Origin of the sequence: Xanthomonas sp. CFBP 8151 (assembly GCF_011761885.1) — a bacterium.
In the GTDB taxonomy this organism is placed as follows: Bacteria; Pseudomonadota; Gammaproteobacteria; order Xanthomonadales; family Xanthomonadaceae; genus Xanthomonas; species Xanthomonas arboricola_B.
This window is the reverse complement of the sequence record NZ_JAASQZ010000002.1, coordinates 252661-270956: the sequence shown is the minus strand read 5'-3', so window position 1 is coordinate 270956 and position 18296 is coordinate 252661. Positions and strand designations below refer to the sequence as shown.

The window sequence follows — 18296 nt, the reverse complement described above, 5'->3', positions numbered from 1 at the left end:
AGAAGACGCCGATCGGGAGCTTCTGGATGGCTGACGCTCGATCCGGCGCTTGCCGACGCCCTGATCAGTGGCGTATGTGCGGGCCAACAGGCCTGTGCCCCATGCAGCAGCCGAACCCAAGCGGTAACGCCCATCACCACCCCGCCAGTACCAGCTTGCCGATCGTGCTGCCGCTTTCCAGGCGTCGATGTGCCTCGCGCAATTGCTGCGCATCGATGGGCGACAGTGTCTCGGTATGCGTGGTGCGCAACTCGCCCGCATCGATCAGGCTGGCGGCGCGGTTGAGAATGCGGTGCTGCTCGACCATGTCCTCGGTTGCGTAGCGGGCGCGGGTAAACATCAGTTCCCAATGGATGCCGATGCATTTGGATTTATAGGGATCGCCGATCGACAGCGGGCCACGCGGCTCCACGATCAAGCCGACATGCCCCTGCGGTGCCAGGATCTCTCCCAACTGCTCCCAGTAGCGGTCGGTGTCGGCCAGGTTGAGCGCTACGTCCACGTTCTGCATCCCCAGGGCCCGCAACTGCGGATGCAACGGCTGGTGATGGTCGATGACATGCTGGGCGCCCATCTGCCGCACCCATTCGATCGTTTCCGGCCGCGAGGCCGTGGCGATCACGCTGAAGCCGGCATGCCGCGCCAGCTGGATGGCGATCGAACCCACGCCGCCCGCGCCACCGATGATCAGTACGTGCCTGCCGCGATTGCGTGCGCCGTCGAAAGAGAACGGCATGCGATGGAACAGCAGCTCCCACGCGGTCAACGTGGTCAGCGGCAGGGCCGCTGCCTGGGCGAAGCTGAGCGAGGTGGGCTTGCAGCCGGCGATGCGCGCATCGACCAACTGATATTGCGCATTGCTGCCAGGTCGTCCGATATCGCCCGCGTAATACACCTCATCGCCAACCGCGAACGCGGTGACATCGGGACCTACCGCTTCGACGACTCCGGCCGCGTCATAGCCCAGGATCTTCGGCGCATCCAGCGGTTGCGGCTTGGGAGCGCGCACCTTGGTGTCAACCGGATTGACCGAGATCGCCTCGACACGCACCAATAAGTCGTACCCGGAAGGGGCCGACGGGGCCGGAAGTTCCATGTCAAGCAACGCGGCGGGATCGTCGATTGGAAGATGACGGGTGATGACGACAGCTTTCATCGGGTCGCTCCATGTGGGAGGTTCAGGGTGCGTTGTGGAGCAGGCGCGCTGCAACCACCTCCTCCATAATTCAGCTCGGACAGGGCTTGGCGTTCACCAATGTGGTTTTCGCTTCACCGCGCAGCCCACCGGCGGGGTAGAGCCGTCACCGTATTCAACTGACTTAATTGGGCTGCGGTTCATGCAGGCGAAATGTGCAAACTGCGTGCCCGGTCCTTTCCTTCATGAAACTGTATACGTAGTATTGAAAGGGAACGTCGGCCTTGGTGATTGCTTTCACATGTTATATGACCGTTAACGCGATCTTCACTAAGGCCGGCTTAATCTGCGCCCCGATGGCTCTGGATGTGACGAGCATCTTTACCAAGAACAACGCCTCTATCGGTTTTATCTCCCAAAGAAGGAGCTGTATACACATGAACAAGAAAATTCTCACTGCCGCGTTGCTCGGTGGTCTGGCGGTTGCCCAGGCTGCTTCCGCGCAGGAGTTCGATGACCGTTGGTACCTGACCGGTAGCGCTGGCTTCAACTTCCAGGACAGCGATCGTCTGACCAATGATGCCCCGTTCGTCACCCTGGGTCTGGGCAAGTTCGTCAGCCCGAACTGGTCGATCGACGGCGAGCTGAACTATCAGAACCCGAATTTCGATGCCAACCAGGATCAGAACTGGAGCCAGTACGGCATCTCGTTCGACCTGCGTCGCCACTTCATCCAGGAAGGCCGCGGCTGGAACCCCTACCTGCTGTTCGGTCTGGGCTACCAGCGTTCGGAAGAAGAGTTCGACGCCACTCCGAACCCGGTGTCGCCGGGTCAGCAGAAGGACGGCAACTTTGCCGCCAAGGCTGGTGTCGGTCTGCAGACCACCTTCGACAAGCGCGTCGCCGTGCGTGCGGAGTTGGCCTACCGCGCTGACTTCAACGACCAGAGCGTTGCTGCTCCGCAGGAAGACTGGTTCGGCGACGTGCTGGCTTCGGTCGGCGTCGTGATCCCGTTGGGACCGGCTCCGTCGACCGCTCCGCCGCCGGCTCCGGCTCCGGTTGCTCCGAGCTGTGCAGATCTGGATGACGACGGTGACGGCGTCAACAACTGCGACGACAAGTGCCCGGCTTCGCAGCCTGGCCAGACCATCGGTCCGGACGGTTGCCCGGTGCCTGTGTCGATCGATCTGAAGGGCGTGAACTTCGACTTCAACAAGTCGACCCTGCGTCCGGACGCTGTCTCGATCCTGAGCGAAGCGACCGAGATCCTGAAGCGTTACCCCGACCTGAAGGTCGAGGTTGCTGGTCACACCGACTCGAAGGGTACCGACGCGTACAACCAGAAGCTGTCCGAGCGTCGTGCGACTACCGTGTACGACTACCTGACCAAGAACGGCGTCGATGCGTCGCGTCTGGTCGGCCCGATCGGCTACGGCGAGAGCCGTCCGATTGCTCCGAACGCCAACCCGGATGGCTCCGACAATCCGGAAGGCCGTGCGAAGAACCGTCGTACCGAGCTGAACGTCCAGAACTAATTGGACCGCTAGCTGTTGCATACAAAACCCGGCCTTGCGCCGGGTTTTGTCTTTGTGGGAACCGGAAAACCTGCGCCTGGGCGGTGCAAATCCTGTCCGCGTTGCCATCCAGGCACGGTACCGGTTGAAACGGCGTTCATCGCTGCCTACACTCGCCGCGTCAACACCACACTCCTAACTGGAAGAACCCGATGCTGCGTACCGCCACGGCAGGATTGCTCTGTCTCGCCTTGATTCCCGCCGCCTACGCCGCTCCGAACTGCGCCGGCAGCACGGTGTCCCAGCCACTGCCGTTGCCCGCTACCGTCATTGCGCCGGCAGCCGCCGAGTTCTACACCCGTAGCGTGCAGCTGGGCATGCCCACCGGCGTGCTGGCACAGCCCTACACCACTGAGCAGTCGGTGGACCGCGTGTTGCTGCGTCTGCGCGTAGAAGGCTGCCAGGATCTGGCCAAGGTTATTCCGCCCGGTGGCACCGTCAATCCTAATGATCCGGCTGCCTACAAGGCCACCACCGCATTCGACAACACCCCGTGGCGCTTTGACATGAGCCAGAACGGCAAGCGCATGACCGCCGAAGAATTCGACGCCTGGATGAAGGCGCGTGGCGTGCGTGTGGTCAAGGCGCGTCCGGCGCCGGCGCCGGCTGCTGCGGCAACTGCAACGCCTGCGGCCGACGCCAAGTCGGTCGAAAACAAGTAAGCGGCGCGGTCGGGACGGCATGACCCGGCGGCCTACGCCGGCGACGTCCCGGCAGCGCACGCGTGGTCCGGCGGGCCCGTCGCGCGTCTCCGCTACGACCGTGGCAACCACCGCGCCACGCCATGGGCTGGCGCGCGTGCTGTCCAAACTGGGTTTGTGTTCGCGTACCGAAGCGGCGCGCTGGATCGCCGACGGGCGGGTCAGCGTGGCGGCACGTGTGGTGCACGATCCCGAATATCCGATCCGTGCCGATCAGCAATCGGCCATCCGTGTCGATGGGCAGCCGTTGGCCGGGCCGGCGCGGTGCTACCTGATGCTCAACAAGCCGCGCGGCGTGGTCACCACCGCACGCGACGAGCAGGGCAGGGACACGGTGTATCGCTGCTTCGATGGCGCCGGCTTGCCGTGGATCGCCCCGGTCGGGCGCTTGGACAAGGCCAGCGAAGGCCTGCTGCTCTTCAGCAACGACCCGCAATGGGCGGCGGCAGTGAGCGACCCGGCGACCGGGCCGGACAAGACCTATCACGTGCAGATCAATTGCCGCCCGAGCGCTGCGCAACTGGCGCAGCTGCAGGCCGGCATGGTCGACCCCGATCCGGAGGGCGAGGGCGTGCTGCTGCGCGCCAAGCGGGTCGACGTGCTGCGCGAAGGCGAGCGCAATGCGTGGCTGGAGATCGTGCTGGACGAAGGCCGCAATCGACAGATTCGCCGCTTGTTGGCCGCGGTGGAGATCGGTGTGCTGCGGCTGGTGCGGGTGGCGATCGGGTCGCTGGCGATGGGCGAGCTGGGCAAGGGGACGTGGCGGATGCTCAGCCCAGAGGAAGTCAGTGCGCTGACGGTGGCTCCCGCCAGCGCGCCAGGCGCGCGCTGAGCAAGGCGCTGACCACCTCGACGGCGCGGGCGTCGCCGGCACCGTTGGCATCGTGGTGCCGACCCTTGGCGTGATTGCAGCCGGCACAGGCCAGGGCGAGATTGCGCGCCGCATTCGCATCGTCGCCGACCAGCGCGCACAGGGCCGTCGCCGCGCGACGGCTGAACCAGGCCTGCGGGACCACGTGTTCCAGCGTGGTATGCCCGTGCGGCTCGCCATCGGCGCGCAGGCGCAGGCGCCGACGGCAATGCAGGCAGCGGGTTTCCCAGTTGCCGTCCAACAGCTGCGCCTGGGTGTCGGTCTGCGCCGCCAGCAGCAGCCGTTGGCGCAGCGCCGTGCGCATCAGTGCTGGATCACGTCGAGTTCGCGCCCGATCTTGATGAACGCGTCGATCGCCTGATCCAGCTGCTCGCGGGTGTGCGCGGCGCTGATCTGGGTACGGATGCGCGCCTGGCCCTTGGGCACCACCGGGAAGAAGAAGCCGATCGCGTAGATGCCTTCTTCCAGCAGCCGCTCGGCGAATTTTTGCGCCAGCGGCGCGTCGTAGAGCATCACCGGGCTGATCGGATGCACGCCGGGCTTGAGGTCGAAGCCGGCGGCGGTCATGCGCTCGCGGAAGTAGCGGGTGTTGTCGACCAGGTGCGTACGCAGCTCGCCGGCGGCTTCCAGTATCTGGAAGGCCTTGATGCCGGCGGCCACCACGTGCGGCGGCAGCGAGTTGGAAAACAGGTAGGGACGCGAGCGCTGGCGCAGCAGTTCGATGACTTCGCGCTTGGCGGTGGTGAAACCGCCCAGTGCGCCGCCCATCGCCTTGCCCAGCGTGCCGGTGATGATGTCGATCCGGTCCAGCACGCCCTTGACCTCGGCCGAGCCGCGGCCGGTGGCGCCGAGAAAGCCGGTGGCATGGCATTCGTCGATATGCACCAGCGCATTGTATTTGCGGGCGAGGGCGGTGATCTCGTCCAGCGGGGCGATGAAGCCGTCCATCGAGAACACGCCGTCGCTGGTGATCAGCTTGGTCTTGCAGCCGGCCGCATCAGCGGCCTGCAGCTGCGCTTCCAGGTCGGCCATGTCGCAGTTGGCGTAGCGGAAGCGCTTGGCCTTGCACAGGCGAACGCCGTCGATGATCGAGGCGTGGTTGAGCGCGTCGGAAATGATCGCGTCCGCTTCGCCGAGCAGCGGTTCGAACAGGCCGCCGTTGGCATCGAAACAGGCAGCGTAGAGGATGGTGTCCTCGGTGCCGAAGAAGTCGGCAATAGTGCGCTCTAGCTGCTTGTGCAGGTCCTGGGTGCCGCAGATGAAGCGCACCGAGGCCATGCCGAAGCCGTGCGTGTCCAGCGCGTCTTTGGCGGCCTGGATGATGTCTGGGTGGTCGGCCAGGCCCAGATAGTTGTTGGCGCAGAAGTTGAGCACGCTGCGGCCATCGGCCAGGGTGATCCGGGCCGACTGCGGGCCAGTGATGATGCGCTCGGACTTGAACAGGCCCTGGGCCTGGATGGTTTCCAGTTCGGCGGCGTAATGGGCAGTCAGCGCAGCGGGAGCGTTGGTCATGGCGGTCGCAGTGGCAGGAGACGCATGATTTTAACGATCACGGTGGCATACCACTACGTCATGCAAAATCGGCATAAGGTGCGGCCTTGATGTCATTTCACCGCCTGCGTGCCGCTGCGCAGCATGGCATGCTTGCTGTTCAGCTGCGCCCCAACGGTCTGGAGATTGCTGTGACCCACCCCCGCTTCCGTCTTATGGCGACTGTGTTGTGCAGCCTGCTGGTCCTGGCCGGCCCGGCAGGCGCGCGCGACATCGGCCTGCTCAATGTCAGTTACGATCCCACCCGCGAGTTCTACCGCGACTACAACAACGCGTTTGCCGCGCAGTGGAAGCAGCAGCATCCGCAGGACACCGTCACGGTGGAGACCTCGCACGGCGGCTCCGGCAAACAGGCACGTGCGGTGATCGACGGCATCGAGGCCGATGTGGTCACGCTGGCGCTGGCCTACGACGTCGATGCGATCGCCGAAAAAGCCAAGCTGATCGACAGCGACTGGGAAAAGCGCCTGCCCGACAACAGCGCGCCTTACACCTCGACGATCGTGTTCCTGGTGCGCAAGGGCAACCCGAAGAACATCCACGATTGGCCGGACCTGCTGCGCTCCGGCGTGGCGGTGGTGACGCCCAACCCCAAGACCTCCGGTGGCGCGCGCTGGAATTACCTGGCCGCCTGGGCCTATGCCGACCACATCTTCAAGGGCGACCGCGAGCGCATCATGCGCTACATGCAGGCGCTGTTCCGCAACGTGCCGGTGCTGGATACCGGTGCGCGCGGCGCCACCACCACGTTCGTGCAACGTGGCATCGGCGATGTGTTGCTGGCCTGGGAAAACGAGGCGCTGCTGGCACGCGAAGAGCTGGGCAAGGACAAGTTCGAAATCGTGGTGCCCAAGCTGTCGATCCTGGCCGAGCCGTCGGTGGCGCTGGTCGACAAGAACGTCGACAAGCACGGCACCCGCGAGGTGGCCGAGGCCTATCTGCGCTATCTGTACGCGCCGCAGGGGCAGAAGCTGGCGGCCAAGCATTTCTATCGCCCGCGTCATCCGGAATTTGCCGACCCTGCCGACCTGGCAAGGTTCCCGGACATCAAGCTGGTGACCATCCAGGATGCGTTCGGGTCATGGGACAAGGCGCAGCAGGAACACTTCGCCGACGGCGGCGTATTCGATCAGATCCAGGCAAAAAAGTAGGCAATGCCGATGTCGGTTGCACCCCACCCAGCGCCGTCACCGCGCCGACGCGTGATGCCGGGGCTGGGCTTGAGTCTTGGAATCACGCTGACCTGGCTGGGATTGGTCGTGCTGATCCCGCTGCTGGGCGTCTTCATCAAGACCAGCGGATTGGGCTGGGATGGCCTGTGGCGGGTATGGAGCGAGCCGCGCGTGCTGTCGGCGCTGCGGGTGAGCTTCGGCACCGCATTTGCGGCCGGCGCCTTCAATGCGGTGATGGGCACCGGGGTGGCATGGGTGTTCGTGCGCTACAGCTTCCCGGGCAAGCGCCTGTTCGATGCGGTAATCGATCTGCCGTTCGCGTTGCCGACTGCGGTGGCCGGCATCGCGCTGACCGCGTTGTACGGCGGCAACGGCTGGGTCGGGCGTTGGCTGGAGGCGATCGGCATCAAGGTCGCCTACACCCAGTTGGGCATCGTGCTGGCGCTGGTGTTCGTGGGGTTGCCGTTCGTGGTGCGGGTGGTGCAGCCGGTGCTGGCCGAGAGCGAACGCGAGCTGGAAGCGGCCGCCGCCACGCTGGGCGCGTCGCGTTGGCAGACCGTGTGGCGGGTGGTGCTGCCGGGACTGTGGCCGGCGGTGCTGACCGGATTTGCGCTGGCCTTCGCGCGTGGTGTTGGCGAGTACGGTTCGGTGATCTTCATTGCCGGCAACCTGCCCAATTCCACCGAGATCGCGCCGCTGCTGATCACCATCCGGCTGGAAGAGTTCGACTACGCCGGTGCCACCGCGATTGCCGCGGCGATGCTGCTGCTGTCGTTCGTGATCCTGCTGGTGGTCAATACGCTGCAGGCACGCCTGCTGCGTTATCAACGGAGGACTGCATGAACGATGCTGTTTCGCCGCTGCCCGCCATGTTGCACACCCGCCAGATGACCGAACAGGCGCGCCGCATCACCGAGTCGGCCACCAACGAGCCGCGTTGGGTGCAGTGGTTGATGATTGCGGGGGCGCTGCTGTTTCTGCTGGCGTTTTTGTTGCTGCCGTTGGTGCTGGTGTTCGCCGAGGCGCTGCGCGGTGGCTGGGACACCTTCCTGCGCGCGATCGTCGACCCGGACGCGTTGTCGGCGATCAAGCTGACCCTGATCGTCACTGCCATCGTGCTGCCGCTGAATCTGGTGTTCGGCGTGGCGGCGGCGTGGGCCGTCAGCAAGCATCGATTTCCCGGCAAACGCTTGCTGATCAGCCTGATCGACCTGCCGTTCTCGGTATCGCCGGTGGTGGCGGGTCTGATCTTCGTGCTGATCTTCGGCCGCAGTGGCTGGGCATGGCCGTTGATCGACGAAGGCTGGCGGCTGCAGTTGCCGTTTTTTGGCGAGATGCTGATCCAGCTGCCGCGCATCGTGTTTGCGTTGCCCGGCATCGTGCTGGCGACGACTTTCGTCACGTTCCCGTTCATCGCGCGCGAGTTGATGCCGTTGATGGAACAGCAGGGCAGCGATGAAGAACTGGCCGCATTGAGCCTGGGCGCCAACGGCTGGCAGATGTTCTGGCGGGTGACCCTGCCGAACATCCGCTGGGGCCTGCTGTACGGCGTGTTGCTGTGCGCGGCGCGTGCGATGGGCGAGTTTGGTGCAGTGTCGGTGGTGTCCGGGCATATCCGCGGGCGTACCAACACGCTGCCCTTGCACGTGGAAATTCTCTACAACGAATACGCCTACAGCGCCGCGTTCGCGTGTGCCTCGTTGCTGGCGCTGACTGCGCTGCTGACGCTGGCGCTGAAGACGTATCTGGAATGGCGGCATGGCGATTCGCTTGCCGCCAACCACCGACATTGAGGTGAACATGGGCATCCGCATCCACCGCCTGCGCAAGCAGTTCGATACGTTCACCGCGTTGGACGACATCACCCTGGACGTGCGTCAGGGCGAGTTGCTGGCCTTGCTGGGGCCGTCCGGTTCGGGCAAGACCACCTTGCTGCGGATCATGGCCGGGCTGGAGCATGCCGATGGCGGGCAGGTGCTGTTCGGCGACGAAGACGCCACCCGCATGAGCGTGCAGTCGCGCCGGGTCGGCTTCGTGTTTCAGCACTACGCGCTGTTCAAGCATATGGACGTGTTCGAGAACATCGCCTTCGGCCTGCGGGTGCGACGCGGTCCCGAGCGCTGGGCCGAAGCGCGTATCCGCGCACGTGTAGAGGAGCTGCTTGCGTTGGTGCAGTTGCAGGGTCTGGAGCAGCGCTATCCCACCCAGCTGTCCGGCGGTCAGCGGCAGCGCGTGGCGCTGGCGCGCGCGCTGGCGATCGAGCCGCGCGTGCTGCTGCTGGACGAGCCGTTCGGTGCGCTGGATGCGCAGGTGCGCCGCGACCTGCGCCGCTGGCTACGCGAGCTGCACGAACGGACCGGCCTGACCACGGTATTCGTCACCCACGACCAGGAAGAGGCGCTGGAGCTGGCCGACCGGGTGGCGATCCTCAACCGTGGCCGTATCGAGCAGCTCGATACGCCGGCGATGATCTACGACAAGCCGGCCTCGCCGTTCGTGTATTCGTTCGTGGGTGCGGTGAACCGCATTCCCGGTGTGTTGGCGCAAGGCCAGATCCAGGTCGCCGGGCATGCCTTGCCGGCAGCCGACACCGCGCTGGCGGCCGGCCCGGTAGAGGTCTACGTGCGGCCGGAAGATCTGGTGCCGGACGACGCTGGATGGCCGGCCACGGTGGCCTGGTCGCAGCGCAGCGGTGCGCGTCTGCGTCTGCGCGCAACGCTGGAGCCGGCTGGTAATGAAATAGAAGTGGAGCTGCCGGCATCGGCGGGGAGCTTTCAGCCCGGGCAGCAGTTGTTGCTGGCCGCGCGGCATTTTGGCGTGTTCCCGGCCTGATTGAGGCTGGGATTGATGATTCGGATTGGCAGCGATGCGCTTGGCCTTAGCAAATCCCGTGCGGAGCTGGCGTCTATACCTTCTCGTTGAGTGAGATAGATATGACTACAACGACTTCGGCGTGAATGGTGGCAAGGCCTTCGGTCCGCAGGGGCTTGAGCGTGGGCTATTACGACATCAGCGAGCGCAAGTACGTCCATGTAGGCTCTTACGCGGCATCCATGCCGCGTATGGCCCCGCGACGGTAGGCGGACAAGGGCCCGTCGAGATGGTCGGTGTGTATGGTGCGAGCAGGCACAACGTCCGCTGCTCGGATAACGCCGCGTCCAGTCGTGTTTCTAATGCAAGCGGATCGACGGACAAGCTTTCAAGCAGCAACCCACCAACTCTCGGTCGGTGTCCTTGCCGGTTGCGGGACCCTTGGCGCCATGGATGCCGCCACGAAGCCTCCAGGAACGGATTCACGGCGTGTCCCGAGTGCGGCAAGTGCGCCCGCGCTCGACCAGTGAGCTTTGCCTGTTGCGTCAGCTGCGCTCTGAAGATGGACACACAAGAGGCGCCTTGCGGCGCCTTTTGTGTTGAAACGCATTGGCCGATCAGTTCCAGCTCAACACGACCTTGCCGGCCTTGCCTTCTTCCATCAGGTCGAAACCCTTCTGGAAGTCGTCGATCGGCAATTGATGGGTCAGCACCTTGTGCAGCGGGAAGCCCGATAGCACCAGTTGCGTCATCTTGTACCAGGTCTCGTACATCTTGCGGCCGTAGATGCCTTGCACGGTGAGGCCCTTGAAGATGATCTTGTCCCAGTCGCAACCGGCGCCGCGCGGCATGATGCCGAGCATGGCGATCTTGCCGCCGTGGTACATGCAGTCGAGCATGTCATTGAAGGCGCGCGGATTGCCGCTCATTTCCAGGCCCACGTCGAAGCCTTCCATGTGCAGGTCGGCCATCACTTCCTTGAGCGAGGTCTTGGATACGTTGACCACGCGCGTGGCGCCCATGTCGGCCGCCAGCTTGAGGCGGAAGTCGTTGACGTCGGTAACCACCACATTGCGCGCACCGATGTGCTTGCAGATGCCAGCTGCAATGATGCCGATCGGGCCGGCGCCGGTGATCAGCACGTCCTCGCCGATCACGTCGAATTCCAGCGCGCAATGCGCAGCGTTGCCGTAAGGGTCGAAGAACGCGGCCAGTTCGGAGGGAATCTGGTCGGGGATCGGCCACAGGTTGCTGGCCGGCATCACCATGTATTCGGCGAAGGCGCCGTTGACGTTGACGCCGATGCCGACCGTGTTCGGGCACAGGTGCGGGCGGCCGCCGCGGCAGTTGCGGCAATGCCCGCAGACGATGTGGCCTTCGGCCGACACGCGCTGGCCGACCTGGTAGCCGGTCACCGCCGAACCGAGCTCGGCCACGCGGCCGACGAACTCATGGCCGATGGTCAGGCCGGGCTTGATGGTGCGCTGGCTCCATTCGTCCCACAGGTAGATATGCAGATCGGTGCCGCAGATTGCGGTCTTTTCCAGCTTGATCAGCACCTCGTTGGGGCCGGGGCTGGGGACGGCGACCTGTTCCAGCCAGATGCCCTTGTTCGCTTCGCGCTTGACCAGCGCCTTCATCGTCTGCGCCATCTGGCGGGACCTGCTGAGTGAAAGTAAGGCGCCGATTATATGCGGCGCGAGGTCGGTGCCATGCGGCGGTGCGGGAATGGCGGTGTTGGCCGACACGGATCATGGCGGGTTAGGGCCGGTGCCGCCCGTCTCCCATCGGAAGAAGATGGCGCGCAACGCCGGATGCGGGGGCGAGCGACGCCTCGTGCGGTTGGAATACACAAGAGCTTCGCACCGTACCCTCACCCCAACCCCTCTCCCGAAGGGAGAGGGGCTTTGATCTTCCTTCTCCCTCCGGGACATTGGCCTCTTCACGAGGCGAAGGTGGCGCAAAGCGCCGGATGAAGGGCGCCTCGAGATCTGTCACCGCCTGCGACGGCAAGCGCGTCGCCACGCGTCGCCAGGGTGAATCGTCGGCGTCACCCTCACCCTCAAAACCCCCGCTCCGCGCCCCTGCCCGCTCTGGCAGCGGGGCGCTCTAAGGCGCGTGCCGGTGGCGCGCAAGCCGTGCCTTCCCGTCCCGGGGAGAGGCAAAGGGCGCCAGCGACTCAGAACTTCACATCCAGACTCATGAAGGTCTGCCGCGGTGCGCCGACCACCATGGTCTGGTTGTAGCCATCCGGATCGGAGGCGACGTAGCCGTTGGTGCCGGTGCTGGCGAAATAGCGCTTGTCGGTGAGGTTGGTGATGTTGAGCGCCAGCGCCACGTCGGCCACCCCGCCCACGCGACCGAAGTCGTAACGCGCGCCCGCATTGAACAGCCAGTACGAGGGCACCTGCGAATCGTTCAGGAAGGTGATGTAGCGCTTGTCGACGTACTTGCCGTCCAGATCCAGGCGCAGTTTGCCGAGCTGGTAGCTGGCGCTGGAGGAGAACATCAACGCGGGGATGCCGACCACGTCCTTGCCGGAGGTGGCGACCACGCCGTTGTTGAGGTAATCGTCTTGATAACGCGAGCGGTTCCACGACAATGAGTTCAACCAGCTCAGGCCTTCCAGCGGGCGCCACATCAAGGCCAGGTCGGCACCCGCGCTATGCACGGCGCCGACATTGCTCAGGATCGCCGCGCAGGTCTGCACCGCGGTGCACGGCGAAGTGGTCAACAAGCGGTTGGAGAACTTGGTGAAGTAGGCGTCGGCCGAGAGCTGGAACTGCGCATCCTGCACGCGGTAACCCACCTGCACGGTCTGTGATTCTTCCGGTTCCAGCGTGGAACGGCTGCGATCGAAGGCGGCCTGCGAGGTGCCGAACGGAGTGAAGCCGAAGGCGGCGATGTTCTTGCTGTAGGAGGCGTACAGGTCCTGGCGCTCGTCCAGCTTGTAGTTCACGCCGACCTGCGGCAGGAAGTTGTCCTCGGCACGGATACGGCCCTGCGCCAGTGCGGTGGTCGGCACCAGCGATTGTGCGCGCGTGGTGGTGCTGAGCGCCTTTGCGCCGTAGTTGAGGGTCAGTCGATCGTCGAGCAGGCGCACGGTGTCCTGCAGGTACAGCATGCGGGTCTGGGTGGTATAGCGCTGCAGGAAATCGCGACGGAACGGGGTCTGCACTTCGTACACGTCGTACAGCGAGGTGTAGCCCTCGTTGCCGAGCGCAAAGTAGTTGCGCTGCTGCGTGGTACGTGCGTTTTCCGCCCACAGGCCCGCTTCCAGATCGTGGTTGCCCCACGACCATTTCAGTGCGCTGGTCCCGCCATAACGATCCAGGCCGTAGTCGGTGGTGCGCATGGACAGCGGAACCTGCGCAGACGTCGGTACATACGGCGTTACCCACTGACCTTCGCCACGATTGCCGTGGTAGTAGCCGGTGGCATCCAGGGTGGCGCCGCCGAACACGAACGTGCCCGACAGCCCGGCAAGGTTGTCGCGGCGCAGGCCGCCGCCGGCGTAGTAGCTGGCATCGAGCCAGCTGTAATCGTCGGGCAGCCCGGCCAGCGATTGCGGATAGCCGTTGGCCACGCCGCTGGTGGCACCGGTGTTCTGATACGCACGCGCCATCTGTACCGCCGTGGCCCAATCCGGCTGCAGATAGTCGTAGTCCCAGCCCAGCGCGCGCTGGCTGGTCAACGACAGGTCCATGTAGTCGTACTCCTTGCGCCGCGAGGTATCCACGAACAGGCTCAGACGGTTGCCGTCGCCCCACTGGTAGACGGTCTTGAGGTTGGCCTGCTCGGACTGCTGGTCGCCGAAGCCTTTCCATTTGTCGGTACTGGCATTGGCATAAGACAGGTACGCCGACAGGCCGTTGCGATCGCCGGTGTCGCCGCGCACGAAGGTGCGGCGCGTGGCATCGCTGCCGACCGTCTGCACCAGGCGCAGGCCGGGCGTGGTCTGCGGGTCGGCCGAGTAGAACTGCATGGTGCCGCCGAGATTGGTGTTGGATGCAGTGCCGAGCGCGCCGGCGCCTTGCGCGATTTCCACCGAGCCGAGGTTTTCCGAAATGATGGCGCGGGTGATATGCAGGCCGTTGGTGACGCCGTAGCTCATGTTGCCGAGCGGAATGCCATCAAGCGTGTAACCCAGGCGGCTCTGATCGAAGCCATGCAGGGTCACCTGCGTGGACCACTCGTAGGTGCCGAACGGATCGGCCGACTGGAACTGCACGCCCGGCAGTTTTTCCACCGCCTTGAAGGCGCTGCTGCCCGGTGTCAGCTGCTCGATGTCCTGCCGGCTGATGCGCTGGACCTGGCGGGTGCTGCCTTGCGACACCACGTTGATCGCATCCAGCTGGGTGGCATTGGTGGCGGCATCGGCCGCGGTGACCGGGGCATCGGCTACCGGCGCGTCTGCACCGGCAACCGGGTCGGCCGCCGGTGTGGCGGCAGAGGCGATGACGGGAAGCAGCGCGGCCAGGGCAAGCGCCAGCGGAGTGACATGGAAACGGCGAGCGGAAGTCATGGGGGAATCCTGTTCGAGCACGGCTGAGGGCAACGCACGGTGCAGGACCGGCGTTTCGCGACGCAGGGTGTCAACGACGTATGAAACATTGATGACGGGGGCTGTCGCAAAACTGTCGTGCTTGCCCGCTATACGTGTGGTACCCAGCCGCGCTGCGCGGCGATGTACACGTATTTCCTGCAGGTCCCATAGCCATGACGTCCTCCCCCTCGCGCCGCGATTTCCTCAAGCGCGTCGCCGCGCTCACTGCCGCCGGCGTCTTGCCGTCCTCGATCGGCCGCGCACTCGCGCTGCCGGCCAACTCGCGCACCGGCACGCTGCGCGACATCGAACACGTGGTGATCCTGATGCAGGAAAACCGCTCCTTCGATCATTACTTCGGTGTGCTGCGCGGCGTGCGTGGCTTCGGTGATCCGCGTCCGTTGCAGCTGCGCGACGGTCACCCGGTATGGAGCCAGCCGGCCGCAGACGGGCGTCGCCTGCTGCCGTTCGCTTTTAATTCGCAAGACACCTGCGCGCCGTTGATCAAGAGCCTGGATCATTCGTGGAAAGCCGGCCACGGGCAGGACCCGGCACGCTGGGCCGAGTACGACGCCTGGGTGCCGTACAAGGGCGAATTGACGATGGGGTATTTCCAGCGTCACGACATCCCGTACTACCACGCGCTGGCCGATGCGTTCACCATTTGCGATGCTTACTTCTGTTCGCTGCACGGGCCGACCAATCCCAATCGCATGTACCTGTTCACCGGCACCAGCGGCCCGAGCGTGGGCAATCTCGGCGCGCAGGCGGTGACCAATGCCGACGATGGCAACTGGACCGCCGACATGGCGCGCGACAAGCCCGGCTATGCCGCGATGGACTGGACCACCTATGCGCAACGCCTGCAGGCCGCAGGCGTGGACTGGCGCGTGTACCAGGAGTACGACAACTTCGGCTGCAACTCGCTGGCGTATTTTTCGCACTACCGCGATCTGCACCCTAGCGACGAACGTTATCGACGCGCACGTGCCTGCGTGCCCGGGTCCACTGCAGACAATGCCGCCACCACGCAGGCCGAGCATCTGATCGCCGCAATCGCCGCCGATGTGCAGGCCGATCGCTTGCCGCAGGTGTCCTGGATCGTGCCGCCCACCGCGTACTGCGAACATCCGGAAGCGCCGCCGGCCTACGGCGAATCGCTGGTGGCGCGCTTGATCGACGCGCTCACCGCCAATCCGCAGGTGTGGGCGAAGACCGCGTTGATCATCAACTACGACGAGAACGACGGCTTCTTCGATCACGTGCCCGCAGCGCTGCCGGCCCTGGACGCGCGCATGGGGCGCAGCAATGTCGATACGCGCGGGGAGGTCTACGAGGGCGTGCCGATGGGCTTGGGCATCCGCGTGCCGATGCTGGTGATCTCGCCCTGGACGCGCGGTGGCTGGGTCAATTCGCAGGTGTTCGATCACACCTCGGTGCTGCGCTTGCTGGAACGTCGCTTCGGTGTGGCCGAACCCAACATCAGCCCGTGGCGTCGCGCCGTCAGTGGCGATCTGACCAGCGTGTTCGATTTCCGCAAGCCGGACGATTCGGCACTGAGCGCATTGCCGTCGGTCGACGACTACCGCGCGCGCACCGCTGCGGTGCGCAGCAAGCCGCTACCGGTGCCGCCGGCCCGGCCCAGCATGCCGCGACAGGAGCCGGGACAACGTCCGGCACGCGCGCTGCCGTATGCCTTGCACGTGCATGCGCGCGTGCAGGACGAAAGCGGCGTGCAGCTGCAGTTCGTCAACAGCGGCGCCGCGGCGGCCGCGTTCAATGTCTACACCAGCGCTGCCAGCGGCGGCCCGTGGTACTACACCGTGTTGCCCGGCACCCGGCTCGACGATGTGCCGGCCGGCGCTGCGCATGACGGCGCCTATGCGTTGAGCGTGCATGGACCCAATGGCTTCCTGCGCGAATTCGCTGGCGACCTCGCTGCAGCCGGGACGCAATCGGCAGCGCCGTGGTTGGAGGCGCGGCAGGATGGCGACGTGCTGGTGCTTGAAATTGGCAACGCCGGGCAGCAGCCGTGCACCCTGCAGCTGCGCGCGCTGGACTACGCAGATCCGGCCGTGCGGTCGTTGCATCTGGCCGCAGGTCAACGTCAGACCGTGCGTCTGGCGCTTGCTGCCAGTGATCACTGGTACGACGTGGTGCTGGAACAACCGGGAGCCGCATTCCGCCGCCGCCTGGCCGGGCATCTGGAGACAGGCAGGCCCAGCCGCAGCGATCCGGCATTCGGGCGCGCCTGAGCCGGCGCCGGCCAGTGATGGACGCGCAGGGCAGGCGGGTCGGCCTGGCCTTCGACGGCAGCTGGGAGTCGGTAAGCAGCAGCTGGGTCTTCGATCCTGCGATGACGCGCATGAGCGCCTCGGATAGCCGGTATTTGCGCTGGGTCATGACGGAAGTCGCTCCGGCGCAGCTGTTGCAGGAACTTCCGGGTGCGCTGACGCGGGCAGCCGGCACCGCAGCGGGAGGGGTTATCATGCGCTCCCGTTTCGCTGCGGCGAGCCGGCCCCTTCCCCCAAGGAATCTCTCGCGCATGCGCATCCTGCTTGCCCGTCACGGCGAGACGCCGTGGAACGCCGAAGGCCGTTACCAGGGCCAGATCGATATCCCGCTGTCGCCGGTCGGCGAAGGCCAGGCCGCCGCGCTCGGCGCGCGGCTGCAGTCGTTGCAGATCACCCGCGCGGTGGCGTCGCCGCTGTCGCGTGCGCAGGCCACCGCCAGGCTGGCGCTGGGCAACGACCGCGAACGCCTGCTGCAGACCGATGCGGACCTGCAGGAAATCGCCCACGGCGAATGGGAAGGCCTGCTGGCCAGCGAGATCAACGACAAGGATCCGGCACGTCTGCGCGCCTGGCGCGACGAGCCCGATACCGTGCTGATGCCCGGCGGCGAATCCCTGCGGCAGGTGCTGGATCGCAGCTGGCGCGGCCTGGCGCGCGCGGCCGAAGGCCTGGGCGCCGACGACACCTTGCTGGTGGTCGCGCACGATGCGGTCAACCGCGTGATCCTGTGCAAGATCCTGGGCCTGCCGCTGTCCCGGCTGTGGACCTTCCGGCAGGCGCCGACCACGCTCAACCTGCTCGAAGGCGAGGACGTGGATCACCTGGAAGTGGTGCGGCTCAACGACTGCGCGCACCACACGCCGTTCTTCGGTGAAGCCAAGCATCGGGCGCTGTAAGGCAATGCTCGGCACGGACGCTGGATGAGGCTGTGGTCCGTCATATCGGCACGATTGCCAAGTGGCCCAAGGCGTTTCGGTACGCTGCGTTGGGCAGTGTGTCCGGCCTGTTGGCGCTGGGCGCGTTCTCCGACTTCATTCCCGCACCTTTCCTGTCCGGTCGGGCCTGGATAGCGCCGATGTTGCTGGCGGGAAGCGGATTGACGGTGTTGATCGTCGCGCCGGCCTATCGCATCGGCGGGTGGAAGGCGGTCGTCGGCAAGCAGCTGTTCAACACCATGCTGGCGATCTGCCTGGCGCCGCCGCTCTTGGGATTGCTGTGCTGGCTGGTGCTGGCCAGAGGCGGGCCCTGGGTCTACACCCGCATCGTCGGCGTCGATTTCGAACAAACGCATGTCATGCAGACCACCTCCATGCCCAACGCGCGGGCGTGCAAATACCGCTTGAGTGGCGGGCCGCTCGCGCATCGTTTCCCGGGCCATCTGTGCATCGACGAATCGCTGTATCGGCGTCATCCCGAGCAGCGTGTCTCGGTGCTGTTGCGCGGTCAACGCTCGGTGTTGGGCATGCGCATTGCATCCATTTCCGATGTCCCTTGAATGCGGGCGACAGCGCTCCCCAGTTGCTCGCTGAGGCGCGCGCACCCTGTCGATTCACGTGATGGCGCGCGATCTTCAGGCATGCCTGGTGATGTGCGCTGCACGCCGGCAAACGGCGATAATGCGGTTCTTCTCGCATAGCCCTG

Annotated in this window: 15 protein-coding genes and 1 pseudogene; 11 read left to right on the top strand and 5 right to left on the bottom strand. The window is 65.2% G+C overall.

The annotated features are described in order from the left end of the window. Positions 1-133: 133 nt before the first annotated feature. Complete coding sequence (locus tag FHT08_RS08985; RefSeq protein WP_104538404.1) at positions 134-1156, bottom strand: zinc-binding alcohol dehydrogenase family protein; 1023 nt, start codon at positions 1154-1156, stop codon at positions 134-136. 416 nt (positions 1157-1572) lie between these two features. Between FHT08_RS08985 and FHT08_RS08980 the strand changes: the two genes are divergently transcribed. From FHT08_RS08980 to FHT08_RS08970, 3 genes are all read left to right on the top strand, one after another. Continuing rightward, positions 1573-2670, top strand: coding sequence for an OmpA family protein (locus FHT08_RS08980; protein ID WP_104532906.1), 1098 nt, complete (start codon positions 1573-1575; stop codon positions 2668-2670). A 191-nt stretch (positions 2671-2861) separates the two neighbouring features. Further along, positions 2862-3371 (top strand): hypothetical protein, encoded by a 510-nt coding sequence (locus FHT08_RS08975; protein ID WP_166774918.1) that lies wholly within the window; start codon positions 2862-2864, stop codon positions 3369-3371. A gap of 19 nt (positions 3372-3390) precedes the next feature. Then, positions 3391-4242 (top strand): pseudouridine synthase, encoded by an 852-nt coding sequence (locus tag FHT08_RS08970; protein ID WP_166774917.1) that lies wholly within the window; start codon positions 3391-3393, stop codon positions 4240-4242. On the opposite strand, the gene FHT08_RS08965 is transcribed toward FHT08_RS08970, so the two are convergent. Together FHT08_RS08965 and kbl are read right to left on the bottom strand one after the other, a co-directional pair. Further along, entirely contained in the window at positions 4196-4585 is a 390-nt protein-coding gene (locus FHT08_RS08965; RefSeq protein WP_166774916.1) for an HNH endonuclease, read from the bottom strand. The two genes, FHT08_RS08970 and FHT08_RS08965, sit on opposite strands and share 47 nt — an antisense overlap. Next, on the bottom strand, positions 4585-5793 hold the full coding sequence (gene kbl, locus FHT08_RS08960) for a glycine C-acetyltransferase (RefSeq protein WP_166774915.1): 1209 nt from the start codon (positions 5791-5793) through the stop codon (positions 4585-4587). The genes FHT08_RS08965 and kbl overlap by 1 nt, the downstream gene beginning before the upstream one ends. An 89-nt stretch (positions 5794-5882) precedes the next feature. Between kbl and FHT08_RS08955 the strand changes: the two genes are divergently transcribed. From FHT08_RS08955 to FHT08_RS08940, 4 genes are read left to right on the top strand one after another with little or no spacing between them, the layout of a single operon-like run. Beyond that, complete coding sequence (locus FHT08_RS08955; protein WP_104538400.1) at positions 5883-6983, top strand: sulfate ABC transporter substrate-binding protein; 1101 nt, start codon at positions 5883-5885, stop codon at positions 6981-6983. A gap of 3 nt (positions 6984-6986) precedes the next feature. After that, positions 6987-7847 carry a sulfate ABC transporter permease subunit CysT gene (gene cysT, locus FHT08_RS08950; RefSeq protein ID WP_166774914.1) on the top strand — a complete coding sequence of 287 codons (861 nt, stop codon included), beginning with the start codon at positions 6987-6989 and terminating at the stop codon, positions 7845-7847. After that, on the top strand, positions 7844-8797 hold the full coding sequence (cysW, locus tag FHT08_RS08945; protein ID WP_104604322.1) for a sulfate ABC transporter permease subunit CysW: 954 nt from the start codon (positions 7844-7846) through the stop codon (positions 8795-8797). Before cysT ends, cysW begins: the two co-directional genes overlap by 4 nt. A gap of 7 nt (positions 8798-8804) precedes the next feature. After that, the gene (locus FHT08_RS08940; protein WP_166775441.1) at positions 8805-9836 is read left to right on the top strand and encodes a sulfate/molybdate ABC transporter ATP-binding protein; all 1032 of its coding nucleotides are present in this window, start codon (positions 8805-8807) and stop codon (positions 9834-9836) included. 596 nt (positions 9837-10432) lie between these two features. On the opposite strand, the gene tdh is transcribed toward FHT08_RS08940, so the two are convergent. Together tdh and FHT08_RS08930 are read right to left on the bottom strand one after the other, a co-directional pair. Further along, entirely contained in the window at positions 10433-11467 is a 1035-nt protein-coding gene (tdh, locus tag FHT08_RS08935; protein WP_172641694.1) for an L-threonine 3-dehydrogenase, read from the bottom strand. A gap of 527 nt (positions 11468-11994) precedes the next feature. Then, positions 11995-14340, bottom strand: a complete 2346-nt coding sequence (locus FHT08_RS08930) for a TonB-dependent receptor (protein WP_104538396.1) — start codon at positions 14338-14340, stop codon at positions 11995-11997. Positions 14341-14534: 194 nt separating this feature from the next. Between FHT08_RS08930 and FHT08_RS08925 the strand changes: the two genes are divergently transcribed. The 4 genes and pseudogenes from FHT08_RS08925 to FHT08_RS08910 all read left to right on the top strand — a co-directional run bounded on the left by FHT08_RS08925 (position 14535) and on the right by FHT08_RS08910 (position 18150). After that, the gene (locus tag FHT08_RS08925) at positions 14535-16616 is read left to right on the top strand and encodes a phospholipase C, phosphocholine-specific (RefSeq protein ID WP_104538395.1); all 2082 of its coding nucleotides are present in this window, start codon (positions 14535-14537) and stop codon (positions 16614-16616) included. Positions 16617-16627: 11 nt separating this feature from the next. Then, positions 16628-16801, top strand: a pseudogene (locus FHT08_RS08920) (S46 family peptidase); the annotation flags it as partial. A gap of 105 nt (positions 16802-16906) precedes the next feature. Next, entirely contained in the window at positions 16907-17551 is a 645-nt protein-coding gene (locus tag FHT08_RS08915; RefSeq protein ID WP_166774913.1) for a histidine phosphatase family protein, read from the top strand. 32 nt (positions 17552-17583) lie between these two features. Continuing rightward, positions 17584-18150, top strand: a complete 567-nt coding sequence (locus tag FHT08_RS08910) for a hypothetical protein (RefSeq protein ID WP_343204142.1) — start codon at positions 17584-17586, stop codon at positions 18148-18150. Positions 18151-18296 lie beyond the last annotated feature (146 nt).